This window comes from Terrabacter sp. R4-6 (assembly GCF_057529065.1).
Genome location: NZ_CP197224.1, coordinates 579,931 through 598,030, shown reverse-complemented (window position 1 = coordinate 598,030; position 18,100 = coordinate 579,931). Strand labels below are relative to the sequence as shown.

At 73.6% G+C, this 18,100-nt stretch carries 16 protein-coding genes; 13 read left to right on the top strand and 3 right to left on the bottom strand.

Going from position 1 to position 18,100, the window contains the following annotated elements:
- Positions 1-311: 311 nt before the first annotated feature.
- Genes ACSSS0_RS02820 through ACSSS0_RS02810 form a run of 3 tightly spaced genes read left to right on the top strand, consistent with a single transcriptional unit; the run spans position 312 to position 3,615 of the window.
- A complete protein-coding gene (locus ACSSS0_RS02820) occupies positions 312-2,090 on the top strand; it encodes a proline--tRNA ligase (RefSeq protein WP_487229984.1) in 1,779 nt (592 codons plus the stop codon).
- Positions 2,087-2,836 (top strand): HAD family hydrolase, encoded by a 750-nt coding sequence (locus tag ACSSS0_RS02815; protein WP_487229983.1) that lies wholly within the window; start codon positions 2,087-2,089, stop codon positions 2,834-2,836. Before ACSSS0_RS02820 ends, ACSSS0_RS02815 begins: the two co-directional genes overlap by 4 nt.
- The gene (locus tag ACSSS0_RS02810; RefSeq protein ID WP_435985415.1) at positions 2,833-3,615 is read left to right on the top strand and encodes a TSUP family transporter; all 783 of its coding nucleotides are present in this window, start codon (positions 2,833-2,835) and stop codon (positions 3,613-3,615) included. Before ACSSS0_RS02815 ends, ACSSS0_RS02810 begins: the two co-directional genes overlap by 4 nt.
- A 56-nt stretch (positions 3,616-3,671) precedes the next feature.
- Here the strand turns inward: ACSSS0_RS02810 and ACSSS0_RS02805 are convergent, their stop codons facing one another.
- On the bottom strand, positions 3,672-4,952 hold the full coding sequence (locus tag ACSSS0_RS02805) for a cytochrome P450 (RefSeq protein WP_487229982.1): 1,281 nt from the start codon (positions 4,950-4,952) through the stop codon (positions 3,672-3,674).
- Positions 4,953-5,022: 70 nt separating this feature from the next.
- Between ACSSS0_RS02805 and ACSSS0_RS02800 the strand changes: the two genes are divergently transcribed.
- From ACSSS0_RS02800 to ACSSS0_RS02760, 9 genes are all read left to right on the top strand, one after another.
- A complete protein-coding gene (locus ACSSS0_RS02800; protein ID WP_487229981.1) occupies positions 5,023-6,045 on the top strand; it encodes a 3-oxoacyl-ACP synthase III family protein in 1,023 nt (340 codons plus the stop codon).
- Positions 6,042-6,833 (top strand): glycosyltransferase family 2 protein, encoded by a 792-nt coding sequence (locus ACSSS0_RS02795; protein WP_487229980.1) that lies wholly within the window; start codon positions 6,042-6,044, stop codon positions 6,831-6,833. Before ACSSS0_RS02800 ends, ACSSS0_RS02795 begins: the two co-directional genes overlap by 4 nt.
- Positions 6,830-8,044 (top strand): cytochrome P450, encoded by a 1,215-nt coding sequence (locus ACSSS0_RS02790; protein ID WP_487229979.1) that lies wholly within the window; start codon positions 6,830-6,832, stop codon positions 8,042-8,044. The genes ACSSS0_RS02795 and ACSSS0_RS02790 overlap by 4 nt, the downstream gene beginning before the upstream one ends.
- Positions 8,041-9,618, top strand: a complete 1,578-nt coding sequence (locus tag ACSSS0_RS02785; RefSeq protein WP_487229978.1) for a class I adenylate-forming enzyme family protein — start codon at positions 8,041-8,043, stop codon at positions 9,616-9,618. Before ACSSS0_RS02790 ends, ACSSS0_RS02785 begins: the two co-directional genes overlap by 4 nt.
- An 8-nt stretch (positions 9,619-9,626) precedes the next feature.
- Positions 9,627-10,577, top strand: a complete 951-nt coding sequence (locus ACSSS0_RS02780; protein ID WP_487229977.1) for an NAD-dependent epimerase/dehydratase family protein — start codon at positions 9,627-9,629, stop codon at positions 10,575-10,577.
- Between the two features lie 50 nt (positions 10,578-10,627).
- Complete coding sequence (locus tag ACSSS0_RS02775) at positions 10,628-12,049, top strand: ferredoxin reductase family protein (RefSeq protein WP_487229976.1); 1,422 nt, start codon at positions 10,628-10,630, stop codon at positions 12,047-12,049.
- 85 nt (positions 12,050-12,134) lie between these two features.
- Positions 12,135-12,716, top strand: a complete 582-nt coding sequence (locus ACSSS0_RS02770; protein WP_487229975.1) for an FMN-binding protein — start codon at positions 12,135-12,137, stop codon at positions 12,714-12,716.
- 34 nt (positions 12,717-12,750) lie between these two features.
- Positions 12,751-13,563 carry an FAD:protein FMN transferase gene (locus ACSSS0_RS02765; RefSeq protein WP_487229974.1) on the top strand — a complete coding sequence of 271 codons (813 nt, stop codon included), beginning with the start codon at positions 12,751-12,753 and terminating at the stop codon, positions 13,561-13,563.
- Positions 13,564-14,034: 471 nt separating this feature from the next.
- Positions 14,035-14,445, top strand: coding sequence for a hypothetical protein (locus ACSSS0_RS02760; RefSeq protein ID WP_435985425.1), 411 nt, complete (start codon positions 14,035-14,037; stop codon positions 14,443-14,445).
- Between the two features lie 63 nt (positions 14,446-14,508).
- Here ACSSS0_RS02760 and ACSSS0_RS02755 read toward each other — a convergent pair whose 3' ends face one another.
- Positions 14,509-15,306 carry a response regulator transcription factor gene (locus ACSSS0_RS02755; protein ID WP_487229973.1) on the bottom strand — a complete coding sequence of 266 codons (798 nt, stop codon included), beginning with the start codon at positions 15,304-15,306 and terminating at the stop codon, positions 14,509-14,511.
- Between the two features lie 65 nt (positions 15,307-15,371).
- Positions 15,372-17,375 carry a thioredoxin domain-containing protein gene (locus ACSSS0_RS02750; protein WP_487229972.1) on the bottom strand — a complete coding sequence of 668 codons (2,004 nt, stop codon included), beginning with the start codon at positions 17,373-17,375 and terminating at the stop codon, positions 15,372-15,374.
- A gap of 90 nt (positions 17,376-17,465) precedes the next feature.
- Here ACSSS0_RS02750 and ACSSS0_RS02745 point away from each other — a divergent pair, with 90 nt between their 5' ends.
- Positions 17,466-18,080, top strand: a complete 615-nt coding sequence (locus ACSSS0_RS02745; protein ID WP_487229971.1) for a sulfocyanin-like copper-binding protein — start codon at positions 17,466-17,468, stop codon at positions 18,078-18,080.
- Positions 18,081-18,100 lie beyond the last annotated feature (20 nt).

The window sequence follows — 18,100 nt, the reverse complement described above, 5'->3', positions numbered from 1 at the left end:
GTGAGGCGCGGACGCCCTCCCCGATTCTTCCTCACCGTTCAGGTGCGCGTGGCCGAACACCCCGTCGTGTTGTCACAAGGACGTCACGATGTCTGGACGAGTTCGAGCACGGCGCCGAGCCGGCAGGCTCACTGAACACGCGGGGCTCCTCGTCGGTCAAGCCCGTGACCGGTTCCTGTCCGGTCAGGACGGGAAGTGGACAGGACACGGGCCAACGGGACATCACGGGCGGCCGATATCCTGCCGGGGTTCCGCACCCGCCCGCGCCCCTCGTGGCGCGGGGTGCACCCTGTTCCACTCGAGGAGTCCCGGTGGCCCTGCACATGTCGTCCCTGTTCCTGCGAACCCTTCGTGAGGACCCGGCGGACGCAGAGGTCCCGAGCCACCGTCTGCTCGTCCGCGCCGGCTACGTCCGCCGGGTCAGCCCCGGTGTCTACACGTGGCTGCCGCTCGGCCTGCGGGTGCTGCGCAACGTCGAGAAGATCGTCCGCGAGGAGATGGACGCCATCGGCGCCCAGGAGCTGCTCTTCCCGGCGCTGCTGCCCAAGGAGCCCTTCGAGGCCACGGGCCGCTGGACCGAGTACGGCGACAACATCTTCCGCCTCCAGGACCGCAAGGGCGCCGACCACCTCCTCGGCCCGACCCACGAGGAGATGTTCACCCTCACGGTCAAGGACCTCTACAGCTCCTACAAGGACCTGCCGCTCTCGATCTACCAGATCCAGACGAAGTACCGCGACGAGGCACGTCCGCGCGCCGGGGTGCTGCGCGGCCGCGAGTTCGTCATGAAGGACAGCTACTCCTTCGACGTCGACGCCGCGGGGCTCGACAAGAGCTATCAGCTGCACCGCGAGGCCTACGTCCGCATCTTCGACCGCCTCGGCTTCCACTACGTCATCGTCGAGGCGATGGCGGGCGCGATGGGTGGGAGCAAGAGCGAGGAGTTCCTCGCGACGGCCGAGGTCGGCGAGGACACCTACGTGCGGTGCACGAGCTGCGGCTACGCCGCCAACGTCGAGGCCGTGCGCGTGCCCACTCCCGACCCCGTCGGCTGGGACGGCGTGCCGGCCGCGCACGCCGAGGACACCCCCGACACCCCGACCATCGACACGCTCGTCGCCCACCTCAACGAGCGCTACCCGCGCGAGGACCGTCCGTGGTCGGCGGGGGACACCCTCAAGAACGTCGTCGTGACGCTCGTCCAGCCCGACGGCACCCGCGAGCCGCTCGCCGTCGGCGTGCCCGGTGACCGGGAGGTCGACGAGAAGCGCCTCGGCGCGCAGGTCGAGCCGGCGGAGGTGAAGGCCTTCACCGAGGCCGACTTCGCGGCCAACCCGGCGCTCGTCAAGGGCTACATCGGCCCCGGCGCGCTCGGGCTCGAGGGAACGACCGGCATCCGCTACCTCCTCGACCCCCGGATCGCGGAGGGCACCCGCTGGGTCACCGGTGCCAACGTCGCGGGCCAGCACGTCATCGACCTCGTCGCCGGCCGCGACTTCACCGCCGACGGCATCATCGAGGCCGCCGAGGTGCGCGCCGGTGACGCCTGCCCGAACTGCGACCACACGCTGTCGACGGCCCGCGGCATCGAGATGGGTCACGTCTTCCAGCTCGGGACGAAGTACGCCGAGGCGCTCGACCTCAAGGTGCTCGACCAGAACGGCAAGCTCGTCACCGTCGTCATGGGCTCCTACGGCGTCGGCGTCTCGCGGGCCGTGGCTTGCGTCGTCGAGGGCAACCACGACGAGTCGGGCATCATCTGGCCGCGCGAGCTCGCTCCGGCCGACGTCCACATCGTCGCGGCCGGCAAGGACGAGGCTCTCTTCGTCAAGGCGGAGGAGATCGCCCGCGAGCTCGAGGTCCAGGGCCTGACCGTCCTCGTGGACGACCGCAAGGGCGTCAGCCCCGGCGTGAAGTTCAAGGACTCCGAGCTCATCGGCGTCCCGACCATCCTCGTCATCGGCCGGGGCCTCGCCGACGGCACCGTCGAGATCAAGGACCGTCGCACCGGCGAGCGCCGTGAGGTCGCCGTCGACGACGCCGTCGCGGCCCTCACCGCCGAGGTCACCGCGGAGGTCGAGCGCTCGTGACGCCGGCCGTCCCGCCCGTGCGGGCCGTCCTCTTCGACTGGGGCGGCACCATCACGCCGTGGCACGAGGTGGACTTCCACGCCACGTGGGGGGCGTATGCCGCCGGGCTCGGTCACACGGGCGACGCGCACGCCGCGTTCGTCGCGGCCATCTGCGGCGCCGAGGACGCGGCGTGGAAGCGAGGCCGGACCGGCGGCGGCAGCGCGCGCCTGCACGAGCTGCTCGAGTCGGTGGGCGTCACGGACGGCCACCCGGGCGCCGAGGAGGCGCTCACGGCATACCGCACGATGTGGGAGCCCCACACGATCACGGCACCGGGCATCCGCCCCCTGTGGGAAGGCTTGCGCGAGAGGGGGATCCGCGTCGGCGTGCTGTCCAACACCCTCTGGGACCGCGACTACCACCGCTCGATCCTCGAGCGGGACGGCGTGCTCGACCTCGTCGACGTCGACGTCTACTCCAGCGAGACCCCGTGGGTGAAGCCGCAGCCCGAGATCTTCGCCCACGCAGCCCGTGAGGCCGGCGTCGAGCCTGCCGAGTGCGCCTACGTCGGGGACCGGTCCTACGAAGACGTGCACGGTCCGCAGCGGGTCGGCATGCGCGCCATCTGGGTGCCGCACTCGAGCATCCCGGTCGACCAGCAGGTCTCGCACGACGCGACCCCCGACGCCGTGGCGCACGAGATCACCGACGTGCTGACGATCGTCGAGTCCTGGAACGCCCGCGCCGACGGTGCGGACGCGTGAGCGACCCGACCGTCACGACCCTCGCCTTCCTCGGTGCCGCGGCGTTCGTCGCGGGCTGGATCGACGCCGTCGTCGGTGGCGGCGGCCTCGTGCAGCTGCCGGCGCTGCTCATCGGCCTCCCCGGTGCGTCGCCGGCCCAGCTGCTCGCGACGAACAAGTTCGGCTCGATCTTCGGCACGGCGACGAGCTCGGTCACCTTCTACAAGCGCGTGCGCCCCGACCTGCGCACGGCACTGCCGATGGCGGCCGTCGCCTACGTCGGGTCGATCGGCGGGGCGCTCATCGGGCTGCACATCCCCAAGTCGGCCTTCAACCCGATCATCCTCGTGCTGCTCGTCCTCGTCGGCGCGTACACCCTCTTCAAGCCGGACCTCGGCAAGGAGTCGATCCGGCGCTTCCACGGCGCCAGGCACACCGTGCTCGCGATGCTGACGGGCTTCACCATCGGGGTCTACGACGGCGCGCTCGGGCCGGGCACGGGCAGCTTCCTCGTCTTCGCGCTCGTGGGCCTGCTCGGCTACAACTTCCTCGAGGCGAGCGCCAAGGCCAAGATCGCGAACTTCGCGACGAACCTCGGGGCCCTGACGGTCTTCCTGCCGATGGGCCTCGTGCTCTTCAAGGTCGGCGTCGTCATCGCGGGGGCCAACCTGCTCGGCGGCTACGTCGGGGCGCGCACGGCCGTGGCGAAGGGGAGTGGCTTCGTCCGCGCCATCTTCGTCGTCGTCGTCACCTCCTTCATCGTCAAGATCGGCGGCAGCCTGCTCGGCTGGTGGCCCTGACGGGTCGCCCCGGTCGCGTCCGGTGGCGTCCGGTCGCGTCGAGTCTCGGGCCGGTCTCAGGCGCGGGCGACGACGAGGCGGCGGTAGGTGGGGATGAGGACGCCGCGGGCCGGCTCGCGGTCGACCACGGTCCAGGGCCCGGCGTCGGCGAGGGCTGTCAGCACGGCCCGCAGCTCGGCCCGCGCGACCGGCGCGCCGAGGCAGAGGTGGCGCCCCGCCCCGAACCACAGGTGCCGGTTGTCCGGCAGGTAGGGCCGGTCGAGGTCGAACGCCCCCGGCGCGGTGTTGGCCACGTAGGTCAGGGCCAGCACCCGGTCGCCCGCCCGGAGCCGGCGACCGCCCAGGGTGACGTCCTTCGTGACGTGTCGCCCGATGACCGGGGCCGGTGTCGTCACGCGCAGGCCCTCCCGGACGGCGACGTCGAGCAGCTCGTCCCGCTCGGCACCGGAGGCTGCACTGACCCGTGCCGCCTGCCCGGTGTCCGCGAGCAGGGCTGTGGTCCGGGCGATCGCGCTCGCCGCCGTCTCCGTGCCCGCGACGAGCAGGAACGAGGCCAGTCCCGTCGCCTCCTGCTCGGTGACGCCGAGCTCGCGGCAGCGTCCGAGCACCGTCGTGCCGGGGGAGGAGCGGTAGGCCGCCGGGACCCCACCGGTCAGACCGCCGAGGATGTCCTGGGCGCGGAGCACCGTGTCGGCGGACAGCGTCGTGTCGGACTGCGTGCCGAGCGCCAGGGCAGCGAGCTCCTCGCCGCGGGCGAAGACGAGGCGGTAGACGCCCCAGCCGTCGTCGTCGAGCCCCGCCGCTGTGGCCTCGTCGGCGAACGTCGCCCCGTCGATGCCGAGCATCGCGACGACGAGCCGACCGACGAGGACCCGGGCCAGGTCGGCGACGTCGACGGCTCCTGCCTCGCGCAGGCGTCGCCCGATCAGCTCCGTCACGGGGCCGGCGGCGTCCGCGACGAGGTCGTGGGCCGCGGCGTCGGTGAAGAGGTCACGCGCGCGCGTCCGCAGGGAGTGGTGCCCGCGGCCGTCGAAGAGGTCCTCGACCCAGTCGCCCAGCACCTGTGACCAGAGGTGGCCGACACCGCCCTCCCCGAGCAGCGACGTCGAACGGTGGTCGACGAGCAGCTCCCGGATGAGGACGGGGTCACGCACGAGCCAGCCGAGGAGCGGCAGCCGGACGACCCGCGGTCCCAGGCGCGCTGCGGTGACGAGCAGCCCCAGCCGTGGGTCGGCCGACCAGACGACGCGCCGCTCGTGGCCTGCCGCCGTCCGGTGGGCCGCGTGGTCGGTGCCGACGTCACGGGCCTGAGTACGTCGGCTCAGCGCGGGTGCCATGGGCTCACCGTAAACTGCCCGCACGGCTCCGGAGGGGCCACGTCGCCGAGCCAGGGAGTGCCGCGTTCGCATGTCCAGTCGCCTGCCCAGCCGGATCACCGGCGTCAGCGCGCACGTCGCCGAGCACGCCCTCACCGTCGAGGAGGTCGAGGCCCGCGTCGTGGGGTCGAGCGACGGCTTCGCGCCTCCGACCGGGGTGCTCGGACGCCTCACCGGGGTGCGGCGCATCCACCACGCCGGACCCGACACGCAGGCGTCCGACCTGGCGGCGCACGCGGCCCGCACGTCGCTCGCCTCGCTCGGCCTCGACGTCGCCGACGTCGACCTGCTCGTCTTCGCCTCCGCGTCACAGGACCTCGTCGAGCCCGCCACCTCGCACATCGTGGCCGACCTGCTCGACGCCCGCTGCCCCGTCATGGACGTCAAGAACGCGTGCAACTCCTGGCTCAACGGTGTCCAGGTGGCCGAGGCCCTCATCGCCATGGGGCAGTACGAGCGGGTGCTCGTCGTCACCGGTGAGATGCCGTCGCGCGCCGCGCGGTGGGCGGTGCGCGACGCCCGGCAGTTCGTCGAGTCGGTGCCCGGCTACACGATGAGCGACGCCGGGGCCGCGGCGCTCGTCGAGCGAGCCGCCCCCGGTGCACGCGGAGAGATCCTGCACCGCTGGTTCACGGCGGAGTCACGGCACTGGTCCGTCGGCCAGCTCCCCGCCGGCGGCACGCGCCACCCCCGCGACGTCGACAAGGGCTACTTCGTCATGGACGGCGCGCGCCTGCGCCAGGCCTTCGACAGCGTCGACGTCGAGGAGATCCACCGAGCCCTCAAGTCCGACGGTCTCGGGGTCGAGGACTTCGCCGCCGTCGCCGTCCACCAGGTCGCGATGCCCTACCTCGACGTCTTCGCCGCACGCCTCGGGCTGCGCCGCGACCTCGTCGTCGAGACCCTGCCCGACCACGGAAACTGCGCCTCGGCCACCCTGCCGCTCCAGTGGCAGCAGATCGAGCGGCTCGGTCTCGCCCGGCCGGGCGAGCCGGTGCTCCTCGTGGGGCTCGCCGGAGGCATCAGCGTGGGCACGATGGCGGTGCGCTGGTGACCCGTCCCGCACCGCTCGGTGCCGGAGGCGTCCGCCTCTGGGTCGTCGTCCCGGCCTTCAACGAGCAGGCCGGCATCGGGCACACCATCGCTGCCATCGCGGCGCAGCGCGACCGCGACTTCCGCCTCGTCGTCGTCGACAACTCCAGCACCGACGAGACTGCGGCTGAGGTCGAAAGGGCCTGTGCGGCATACGATCTCGGCGTCACGATCGTCACCGAGACGCGCAAGGGCACCGGCGCGGCCTCCGACACCGGCGTGCGTCACGCGATCGCGCGCGGCGCGACGCACGTGCTGCGCACCGACGCCGACACGCTGCCGGTCCGCGAGTGGACCGCCGTGGGTCGGCGCGCCTTCGCAGCCGGGGCCGATCTCGTGACGGGACCGATGCGCGCGCGCACCGACGAGGTGCGCCTCCAGCCGTGGGAGCGGGTCGTGCTGCCCGGGGTCATCGGGCTCTGCCAGACGTTCGGCCGCTTCCGTCCGAGCAACCGGTCTCCCGAGCTGCACGGGCCGTACCGGATGAGTCCCGGCTGCAACATCGGCGTCAGCGCCACGGCCTACGAGGCCAGCGGTGGCTTCCCGCGCACCGCCATCGAGGAGGTCCACGAGGACCGCGAGCTCGTCAACCGGGTGCGTCGCGTCAGCTCCCGCGTCGAATACCACCGTGACCTCGTCGTGCACGCGTCGGTGCGTCGACTGCGGGCCTACGGCCTGCGCAACACCCTGCGGTGGTATCTCGACCACGGCCACCGCCCCGACGTCGTCGACGTCCGGGGCATCGCGTGAGGGCACTCGCCGGCACCGACCCCGGGAGCCGCTGGGAGGCCCGGCTGGTCCGCTCGGCACATCCCGTCGTCGCCCGCGTCGTCGACGCGGCCGTGGCGCGGCGCGGGGTCGTACGCGTCCCCGGCCTCGGCGTGCTCGTGGCCGACCCGCGGTCGGCGCGGCAGGTGCTCACCGACACGGACGCCTTCGCCAAGAACGGCCCCGGCTCGTCGGGAGCGCTGTGGACGCCCGTGCTCGGCGACCGCGTGCTGCTCAACATGGAGGGCGAGGACCACCGCAGCCTGCGACGCTCGCTCGCCGACCTCTTCTCGCCCCGCGTCGTGCGCGAGGTCTGCGACGCGGCCGCCGGTCCGGTCGTGTCGGACGCCGCGGCGCGGCTACGGCGAGGGGAGGAGGTCGACGTCGTCCGGCTCGCCCGTGAGGTGTCCGCCGCCGCGATCGGCGTGGTCGTCGGGCTCGACCCCGCGACGCCGCCCGCGGCGCTCCTCGAGGCGAGCGACGCCATCGAGTCGATGGTGACGTGGCGCACCCGCACCTTCGACGACGCAGCCGCGCACCGGGCGCGCGCGGCCCTGGCCGTGGTGCAGGACGCCGCCGGGTCCGCCCACGCCGCAGCGTCGTCAGACACCGTCATGGGCCGGCTGGCCCGACAGGGCGCCTCGCTCGACGACGCGCGCTCCCTGGCCGCAGCCCTCTTCCTCACGGGCACGGGCACCGTCAGCAGCGCGCTGCCGCGGATCGCCGGGCAGCTGGCCGACGCCGGACTGCTCGAGGCGCCCGCGGCGACGGGCTGCGACGTCGACGACGTGGTCGCCGAGGGCCTGCGCATGACGACGCCGAGCCTCGCGACCCTGCGCCGCTGCGTCCGTCCGACCGACGTGGGCGGGGTCCGTCTGCGCAGCGACGAGCGCGTCGTCGTGCTGCTGTGGTGGGCGACGCGACGCGACGGGGGCTTCGAGCCGGGGCGACCCGCGACGGGCGACCTGCGCCACCTGTGGTTCGGAGCCGGCTCGCACTTCTGCCTCGGTGCGCCGCTCGCGCTCGCGGAGCTGCGGGCCATGACGGGCATGCTGCTCGACGTCGCGGGGGAGCAGGGGCTCGTCGTCACGTCGCGCCGGGCCGCCCGTCGCGTCCTCGTGCCGAGGTACGCCGAGCTCACCGTGAGCGGCGCGGGCGTGTCCCACGTCCGGCGCGAGGGCCGAGCGGCATGACCGGGGAGCTCGACCTCGTCACGGAGGTCCTCGCCCGGGCATCCGCCGAACCACATCGCGTGGCCATCCGGGACCACCGTGCCCGTTCGGTGACCTACGGCGAGCTCGGCAGCGGCGTCTGCGCCGTGGCCGCGCACCTCACCGAGCACGGCGTCGGCGCGGGAGACGGGGTCCTGCTCGCTGTCCGCCCCTCCGCGCGGGCCGTGGCCGCCGCCCTCGGCATCGTCCTCGCAGGCGGTGTCGTCGTCGTCGCCGACCCCGGAGCAGGAGAGGCGCTGCTCGACGTCCGCCGTCGCATCGTGCCCGTAGGCGCGGCGGTCGCGGACACCCTCGTGCACGCGGCCGGCCGCCCGCCCCTCTCGTCCCTGCTCGCGCGGCTGCCGGCCACGAAGGGACTCCGGCTCCCCGACCTGTCGACGCGGGGCCTCGTCCACGTCGTCACCGGACCGCGCCTTCCCGGTGTGCCGCGCTCGGCGACCCGCTGGGAGCACCTACCGCCTGCACCCACGGACGCGCCCGTCGTGGGCGACCCGGCGCGCGACGCGCTCGTCGTCTTCACGTCGGGCTCGACGGCCGCGCCCCGCGCCGTCGTCCACACTCTGGCGTCGCTCTCGGCCGGGGTCCGCGCCGCCGTGTCGGCCCTCGGGCTCGACGCCGGGGACGTCATGCACACGGACCAGCTGATGATCGGGCTGCCGACGCTCATGGCCGGGGCCGTCTGGTCGCTCCCGCCGGTGACCGCCTCGCCCGACGCGTGGCTGCGGCAGGCGGAGCGCGAGTCGGCGACCCACGCGTACGCCGTCCCGGCCAAGGTGCTCGCAGCAGCCACCGGGGGACTGCCACCGACGGTGAGGCACCTCGCCATGGGCGGAGCGCCCGTGCTGCCGGCCACGGTGCGACGGCTCGAGGCCCTGGCGCCCGGCGTGGACGTGCGCGCCGTCTACGGGCTGACCGAGGCGCTGCCCGTCGCCGTCGCCACCGGGGACGAGGTGCTGGGGTCACCCGCCGGACGCACGAGCCTCGGCCGGCCGCTGCCCGGCGTCTGCGTGCGCATCGACGCGTCGGGGTCGGGCCGGGTCGGCGAGATCGTCGTCCGGGCGGCGCAGGCACGGCACCGCCTGGCGGGGGAGGCCCCGACCGAGGAGGTCCGCACGGGTGACCTCGGCGAGCTGGCGGCCGACGGCACCCTCCTGCTCGCCGGCCGGGCCAAGAACATGATCATCCGCGGCCAGGCCAACATCTACCCGGAGCTCGTCGAGCCGCTCCTGCTCGAGCAGCTCTCGACGACCATCCGGGACTGCGCGCTCGTCGGGCTCCCCGACCCGGTCACGGGCGACGAGCTGGTGGTGCTCGCCGTGGTCCCCGCCGCCGCGGCCGGCCGGGTCGGGCCGGCGGAGGCGGCCCGGGTGAGCCGTCTCGTCCACGCCACGTGGGCGGCCCTCGCCGACGAGGCCTGGCGACCCGACGACGTCGTCCTCGTCGAGACGGTGCCACGTCGAGGTCGATCCGCGGCGGTCGACCTCGACGGGCTGCGAGCCCTCGTCTCCCACGACCGGGTGCGAGCGGCCCGATGAGGGTCGCGGTGACCGGGGCCAGCGGCTTCGTCGGCGGAGCCGTCGTCAGCCGGCTGCTGGACCGCGGCCACGAGGTGCTCGCGCTGAGCCGACGGCCGGTGCCGGCGCGCCCGGGGCTCGAGCACCGCCGGTGGGACCTCACCGGCGGCGTCCTGCCCGACCCGCCGCCGGTCGACGTCGTCGTCCACGCGGCCGCGCACGTCGACGAGTGGGACCCGTGGGCCGTCCACGAGGCCGTCACCGTGGGCGGGACGCGTGCCGTCCTCGAGACCTGGCGTGGGGCCAGGGTCGTGCTCGTCTCGTCGTGCAGCGTCTACCCCCTCCGGGCCCCGGTCCGGCCCCGACACGTCTTCACCGAGGACGTCCCGGTGACGACCCGTCACCTGTCGGCCTACTCGCGCGCCAAGGCGGAGCAGGAGCGGCTCGTCCTCGGGCGTCAGGGCAGCATCGTGCTCCGGCCGCACGCCGTCCACGGTCCCGGCGACCCGACGCTGCTCCCGCGCCTCGAACGTGCCCGTCGCCGCGGGCGGCTGCTCTGCCCCGGGAGCGCCGACACGCTCGTCCACCTCACCGATGTCCGCCTTCTCGCCGAGGCCGCCGTTGCTGCCAGCGAATCCGTATGCGGCACAACGGTCCTCAACGTCGCCGACGCTCGAGCCCTGCCGCTGTCCGAGGTCGCGGCGGGTGTCGCGGCGGCCAACTGCTGGCCCGAGCGCCCCCTCCTCATCGGAGCGGGTCTCGCGTGGACCACGGCACTCGCCCTGGAGGCGACCGCCCGGCTGAGCCGGGCGTCGACGCCCCCGCTGCTCACGGCATACGCCGTCTCGCACCTCGCGGTGACCCGGGTCTTCGACACCACGCGGCTACGGCAGCGGCTCGGGGTCGAGCCCGGCCTCACGGACCTGTCGCGGTGGCGTCAGGAGCCCCGGAGACCGGCGTCCGGCGACTCATACGACTGACACCCCGTCGACACAGCGCACGCACAGGGTCCGTCACAAGTGTGGGTGACATGACCTCACTCGCCCTCCCCGAGAGCCGCGACCTCTCGGTGCCGGCCGCGTCACGGCCCCAGGCTCTCGCCCCGACGCCCCGGTGGTGGCGCGACGCGTCCGCAGTGTTCGCCTGGGGGGTCACGCTCTTCGTCGTGGCGCTCTGGGTCGCCGGTGGCGGACTGACTGCCTTCGGCTCGCTCGGCGAGAGTGTCACCAACGTCGGGCGCCTCAGCGGCCTCGTGGCCTCGGTGCTCCTGCTCCTGCAGGTCCTGCTCATGGCGCGCATCCCGCTCGTCGAGCAGGCCTGGGGGCAGGACGAGCTCGCCCGCGTGCACCGGCTCGTCGGCTTCACGTCGTTCACCCTCATGCTCGCCCACATCGTCCTCGTCATCGTCGGCTACAGCGCCGGCACCGACCTCGGCGTCATCGCCACCTTCGTCGACCAGGTCCTGCACTCCCCGGGCATGCTGCTCGCCCTCGCCGGCACGATCGCGCTCGTCATGGTCGTCGTCACCTCGGTGAAGAAGGCCCGGGCCAGGCTGCGCTACGAGTCGTGGCACCTGCTGCACCTCTACGCCTACCTGGGGGCCGGCCTCGCGCTGCCGCACCAGCTCTGGACCGGGGCGGACTTCACCGCGAACGTCGTCGCGACGGTGTTCTGGTGGGGTCTGTACGCCTTCGCGCTCGTCGCCGTCCTCGTCTACCGGGTCGGGCTGCCGGTGCTCCGCTCCCGCCGCCACCGCCTCGTCGTCTCCGAGGTCGTCACGGAGTCGCCGACCGTGACCTCCGTCGTCATGACGGGGCGCCGCCTCGACCGCCTGCCCGTCCGGGCCGGCCAGTTCTTCCAGTGGCGCTTGCTCGACGGCCCGGGGTGGACCCGCGGCAACCCGTACTCCCTCTCCGCCGCGCCCGACGGCCGCTCGCTCCGGATCACGGCCGAGGCCGTCGGTGCATCGAGTGCGCGACTCGCGTCACTCCGCCCCGGCACACCGGTGGTCGTCGAGGGTCCGTACGGCCGACTGCACACCGGTGTCCGCACCAGGGAGAAGGCCGTGCTCATCGGCGCCGGCATCGGCATCACGCCGCTGCGCGCCATCCTCGAGGAGCTGCCCGCCTCGCCCGACGGCGTCGTCGTGATCTATCGCGTCGGCAGCCAGTCCGACATCGTCCTCGGCGACGAGCTGCTCGACCTCGCTCGCGCCAAGGGCGGCCGCGTCGTCGCCGTCGTCGGGCACCGCAACCGCGACCGCGCCAGCTGGCTCCCCGTCGACTCACGACACCTCACCGACGTCGAGGCCCTGACCCGGATCGTGCCCGACATCGCCGAGCGCGACGTCTACGTGTGCGGCAACCCCGCCTGGATGGACACCGTCATCGCCGCCGCCCACGAGGCCGGCGTGCCCCACGACGCCGTGCACCACGAGCGCTTCAGCTACTGAGACGCGCGGCCCGGCACGTCCGGCTCCGCGACCTGCACCCACCCCAACGACCTGCACCGACCTGACCGACCCGAATCGAGCCCCCATGCGCCGCATCGTCCTCTGGGCCATGAGCACCCTGACCGTGCTCGTCCTCCTCTTCAGCTACAGCACGTCCCGCAGCTCGTCCGCCGTCGTGGCCGCCGAGACCCGGCAGGTGACGACGAGCAGCAAGACGTCCGACAGCACCGGGTCGACGTCCGGCTCGGCGTCCGCGTCCTCGACCGACTCGTCCGGCCAGGAGCCCGCCGACGACACGGCCGACTCGGGCACCTCGTCGTCCGGGACGAGCGGTTCGAGCTCGTCCTCGGGCTCGTCGGGTGCGTCCGGCTCGACGGGCACCTCGTCGGCGGCCGCGACGTACGCCGGTGACGCGGTCATGACCCGCTACGGCAACGTCCAGGTCCAGATCACCGTCAAGGACGGCAAGATCACGGCGGCCGAGGTGCTGCAGGTGCCGTGGAACGACCGGCACGACCAGATGATCAACTCGGCCGCCGTCCCCGTCTACAACGAGGAGACCGTCACCGCGCAGTCGGCGCAGATCGACGTCGTGTCCGGGGCCACGTACACGTGGGACGGCTACACGCAGTCCCTGCAGTCCGCCATCGACCGGGCCAACCTCTGAGGCACTCTTGAGACACGCGACCAAGGAGCGATCCATGAGCCGACGCGACACGCGACCGAGCCAGACCGGCGTCCCCGACTCCGCACCTGCACCGGCACCAGCCCCCGCTCGACGGGCGTGGGTCGAGCAGATCATGGGCATGCCGATCTCCATCCACCTGCGCGGCGACGACGTCGACGGCAGCGCCGCGAGCGAGGCGGTGGCCTCGGCCTTCCGGATCCTGCGCGAGATGGACTCGATCTTCTCGACCTACCGCGACGACTCGGACCTCATGCGGCTGCGCCGCGAGGAGGTCGAGGTCTCGCAGTGCAGTCCCCTCGTGGAGGAGGCACTCCGCATCGGGCAGGAGGCGGAGGTCCTGACCCGGGGTGCGTTCACGACCCTGCTCCCCACCGGTGACGGCGACCTCGCGTTCGACCCGACCGGCCTCGTCAAGGGGTGGGCCGTCGACCGTGCGTCCGTGCCCCTGCTAGCGCTCGAGCGGATCTCCTTCTGCATCAATGCCGGCGGCGACATCCTCATCGGAGCCCACCCCGACATGCCCACCGACGGGCCGAGAGCCATCACGTGGCGCGTCGGCGTCGAGGACCCCGTCGACCGGCAGCGGATCGCGAGCACCCTGACCCTGACGCGTGGTGCCGTGGCGACGTCGGGGACCGCAGCCCGCGGGGCGCACCTCTACGACCCGGAGTCGGGTGAGCTCGTCGGACGTCCGGGGTCGGTGACGGTGACCGGCCCGACCCTGCTGTGGGCCGACATCTGGGCGACGGCACTCTTCGTCGGCTCGGAGCGCACGAGTGCGGCGTTCGCGGCGAGCGCGACGGACTACCTCTCGACAGCGCTCTGACCCGACCTCGTGGTGCGGTGCGACCGCCGTCGGTTGGCCCCGGCGGGCACCCGCGAGGACAAAAGCCGCAGGGGGACGCGAACCGGGAGGGCCTTGAGGCTTTCTTGCGGAAACCGTGCGTGGCACGGGGTTCGGGCCTTGCAGTTGGCGCGGCAGAGTCGTCCTCATCAGCAGGAACGGTCGGGGGACCGGCTCGCTGACTCAGAGACCTTCGGGCGAGTGCCCGCCGATCCGGGGAGGAGAGCGCCATGACCACCAGCACCAGCACTGACCCTGCAGTGACGGTGCGCGGTCGCAGCGCCCTCCCCGGTCGGCGGGCCCACTCGAGGATTTCGGTGGGGGGAGGGGACCGGAGCGGGGCGGGCCACCTGGTGGAAGGCAGGCCCGTCCCGACCCGGCACGTCGTCCGACGTCCACGGAGCCGCTGGGTGACCGGTGCCTTCGAGGCGTTCGACGCCTCCGGCGCCGGCCGTGGCCGCTGAGCAGGTCGTGGGCCCGGTCTGTCCCGGACTCACGGTCGACGAGCTCGACCCGGCGGCCCTGACCCGGCTCGCGGCGGAGCTCGAGAGCGACGACCTCGCCCGCTCGATCGCCCGGACCTACCTGCGGATGCTCGACGCCCGTCTGACCCGCGCCGCGTCGGCGCTGGATCGTCGCGACGAGGTCGCGGCGATGGACGTGCTGCTGAGCCTGCGCGTCTCCTCGGCCACGGTCGGCCTCGTCCGGCTCGAGTCGGCCGTGCTCTGCGTCATCGACGCGGTCCGCCGCGGTGAGGCCGACCTGGCCCGCGAACGCGGGGCGTCCATGCTCGGTCTCGCGCCCGCTGCGCGCGTCGCGCTCCGGTCGCACCTCGACCGCGCCGCACCGCCCGTCGTCGCCTGACGCTCGACGCCCCCGACGCGTCACGCACGACTGCAGCAGACCGGGCCGCGTGGGCCGTCGGCGTCAGAACGCGTCGGGCTCCTCCATGCGGTAGCCCACGCCCCGCACGGTCCGGATCGGGGCGCGCATGCCGTCGGGGCCGAGGCGGCTCAGCTTGCGGCGGAGGTTGCCGACGTGCACCTCGACGAGGTGCTCCTCGGACCAGCCGGGCCCCCAGAGGCTGTCGAGGAGGACGGCACGCGACCACACGCGGCGCGGTGCGCTGACGAGGGTCGAGAGCAGGTCGAACTCGGTGCGCGTCAGGTCGACCTCCTGGTCGTCGACCGTGGCGACACGGCCCTCCGGGTCGACGGCGATGCGGCCGTGGCGGACGAGCTCGGGTGCTGGCCCGCCAGGTGTCGCGGCGTCGGCGGGCACCCCGCTCGTCGAGGACGCAGAGCCGTTGGCACCGGTCCCCGGCGTCTCGTCGGAGCCAGCGGGCGCGGCCGTGCGGGGTCGCCGGAACATCGCGTTGACGCGGGCCTGGAGCTCGCGGGGGCTGAACGGCTTCGTGAGGTAGTCGTCCGCGCCGATCTCGAGGCCCATGAGGCGGTCGATCTCGTCGGTGCGCGCGCTGATCATGACGACGTAGGCCTGGCTCACGTCGCGCACCCGACGGCAGACCTCGATCCCGTCGAGATCGGGCAGGCCGAGGTCCAGGGTGACGAGGTCCGGGTCGGTCGCGACGACGAGCTCGAGGCCGGCCTGTCCTGACGCCGCCGCCGAGACCTCGAAGCCCTGCATGGTCAGGCTGTGAGTGATGAGCTCACGGATGTCGTCGTCGTCCTCGACGACGACCGCGGTGCGTGCTGAGCCCATCATGCGGTGATTCTTGCAGAATGAGCGGGTTTGGCCCGCCAGATGCGAATGTCGGGCGGTTCGTCGCCTCAGCCGACGGCTCCGCCTGACCCGTCGGCGACGCCGTCACCCAGCTGCACCGCCAGCTCGCCGGGGTCGGTCGTGGGCAGGTCGCAGACCATCCCACGGCACACGTAGGCCGCGGCGCGGCCGGCGACGAGCGTGCGGCCCGCCAGCAGCGGGAGGCCGGGCGCGTCCGGTTCGCCACGCACGACGACGAGTCCCGGACTCGGTGACCGTCGCGCCACCGCCTCGAGGGCGTCAGCGTCGGGACCGGACCCGACGACGGCGACCTGCAGCGGACCGGAGACGAGAGCCTCGGCGACCGCGAGCGACCACCCGCCGAAGCGCGGCTCGCGGACGGCGAGCCCGAGCCCTGCGGCGGTCGACCCGGCTCCCGCCTCGAGGGCGGCGGTGTCACCGGTGACCGCCCCGAGCGTCACGAGCGCTCCCGCCAGTGCGGACTGCCCCGACGGCTCGGCGTTGTCGGCGGCGCTCCGTGGGCGCAGGTAGAGCCGCTCGGCGTCCTCGGCGGTGTCGTGGAACCCACCGTCGTCGGCGGCGAAGTCGCGCGCGGCGTCCAGAGCCTGGCGCGCGGCGTCCAGCCAACGCGCGTCGCCCGAGACCTGGTGCAGCACGAGGAGCCCCTCCGCGAGGTTGCCGTGGTCGTCGGCGACAGCCCGGGCGGTGCCGACGCGGCCGTCGCGCGACGCGCGTCGCAGCTCGCCGTCGACGACGTGGACGTCGAGGACGTGTGCTGCGCACCGGGCCGCTGCCTCCACCCAGTCCGGCCGGTCGAAGGCGGCGCCGGCGCCGGCGAGCGCGGCGATCGCGAGGCCGTTCCACGACGTCACGACCTTGTCGTCGCGACCGGGCTGAGGTCGCTCGGCGCGGGCCGCCAGCAGTCGTGCCCGCACGTCGTCGAACCAGCCGCGGTCGCCCGGCTCGCTCGGCAGCTGCAGCGTCGAGGCGCCGTCCTCGAACGTGCCCTCCGTCGTCACGCCGAGCAGCTCGGCGGCGACGGGGCCGTCGTCGCCGAGGACCTCCCGCAGCTGCGCCGGTGTCCACGCGTACGTCAGACCCTCGACACCGTCGGCGTCGGCGTCGAGCGACGACGCGAACCCGCCGGTCTCCGTGCCGAGGTCGCGCACGACGAAGTCGGCCGTCTCGCGGACGACGCGCTCGGCCAGTGGGTCGCGGGTCACCTTCCACCACGTGGTGCAGGCCCGGAGCAGCAGGGCGTTGTCGTAGAGCATCTTCTCGAAGTGGGGCACGACCCACCCGGCGTCGACGGCGTAGCGCGCGAAACCACCGGCGAGCTGGTCGTAGAGGCCGCTGCGCGCCATCGCCTCCAGCGTCCGGCAGGCCATGTCGAGCGACGACGGGTCCCCGGTCCGAGCGTGGTGACGGAACAGGAACTCGAGCACCATCGACGGCGGGAACTTCGGCGCGCCGCCGAATCCGCCTGCCACGTGGTCGAACTGACGGGCCAGCAGCCCGACCGCGGACGACAGCGCCCCCGGCTCGACGGCATACGGCGTCGGTGGTTGGAGGGCCTCGGCGAGGCTGGTGGCGATGTGCGTGCCCGACGCGCGCACCTCGTCCTCGCGGGTGCGCCAGGCCTCGTCGAGGGCGGCCAGGACGCGCAGGAAGTGGTCGCGCGGGAAGTACGTGCCGCAGAAGAACGGCTCGCCCTCGGGGGTGAGGAAGACCGTCATCGGCCAGCCGCCGTGGCCGGTCGTCGCGGTCACCGCCGACATGTAGACGGCGTCGATGTCGGGGCGCTCCTCGCGGTCGACCTTGACCGAGACGAAACGCTCGTTGAGCGCGGCGGCGACGGCCTCGTCCTCGAACGACTCGTGGGCCATGACGTGGCACCAGTGGCAGGCGGCGTAGCCGACCGACAGGAGCACGGGGACGTTGCGCTCGCGCGCCTCGGCGAACGCGGCGTCGCCCCACTCCTGCCAGTGCACGGGGTTGTCGCGATGCTGGAGCAGGTAGGGGCTCGTCGCTCGGTCGAGGCGGTTCGGCATGGCTCCACTCTCGCGCACGCCGGCGGCCGCCCGGCGACTGGTGCGTCACACCCGTCGTCCACGCATACCCCCCGGGGTTAGCCTCGAGGTGTGACCAGAGGTCGTCCCACCCATCGCTCGCCGGGTGGCTGGGTCGCGCTCGCCGCTGCCGGCCTCGTGCTGGCCGGGTGCGGGTCCGCGCCCGTCGCGACCTCCCCGATGGGTGGGGCCATGGGCGGCATGCGCTCCGGGTCGACCACGGGCGTCGGCATGGCGGCGCCGTTGTCGTGCCAGGCCCCGACGGACCTTCCCGGGTCACGCGTGACCGTCACCCTGGTCGACATGGGGATGTCGCGGATGATGGGTGGCATCGCCCCGATGGGGGCCCGGATGCTGCTCGTCGCCAGGCCCGCGACCGTGCGCTCCGGACCGGTGAGCTTCGTCGTGGAGAACTCCGGGTGGCGCACCCACGAGCTCGTCGTGCTCCCTCTCGCCGCCGGCGCCGTCGCCGGACAGCGCGTGCCGGGGCAGGACGGCACGGTCGACGAGTCGGGGAGCCTGGGCGAGGCCTCCGCCGCGTGCGTCGCCGGCGAGGGGGACGGCATCGACTCCGGCGCCGTCGGCTGGGTGACCGTGACCCTGGCGTCAGGGCGCTACGAGCTCGTCTGCAACCTCGAGAACCACTACGCGAACGGCATGCGCCAGGAGCTCGTCGTCACCGGCTGAGGTCCACTGACGACGACCGA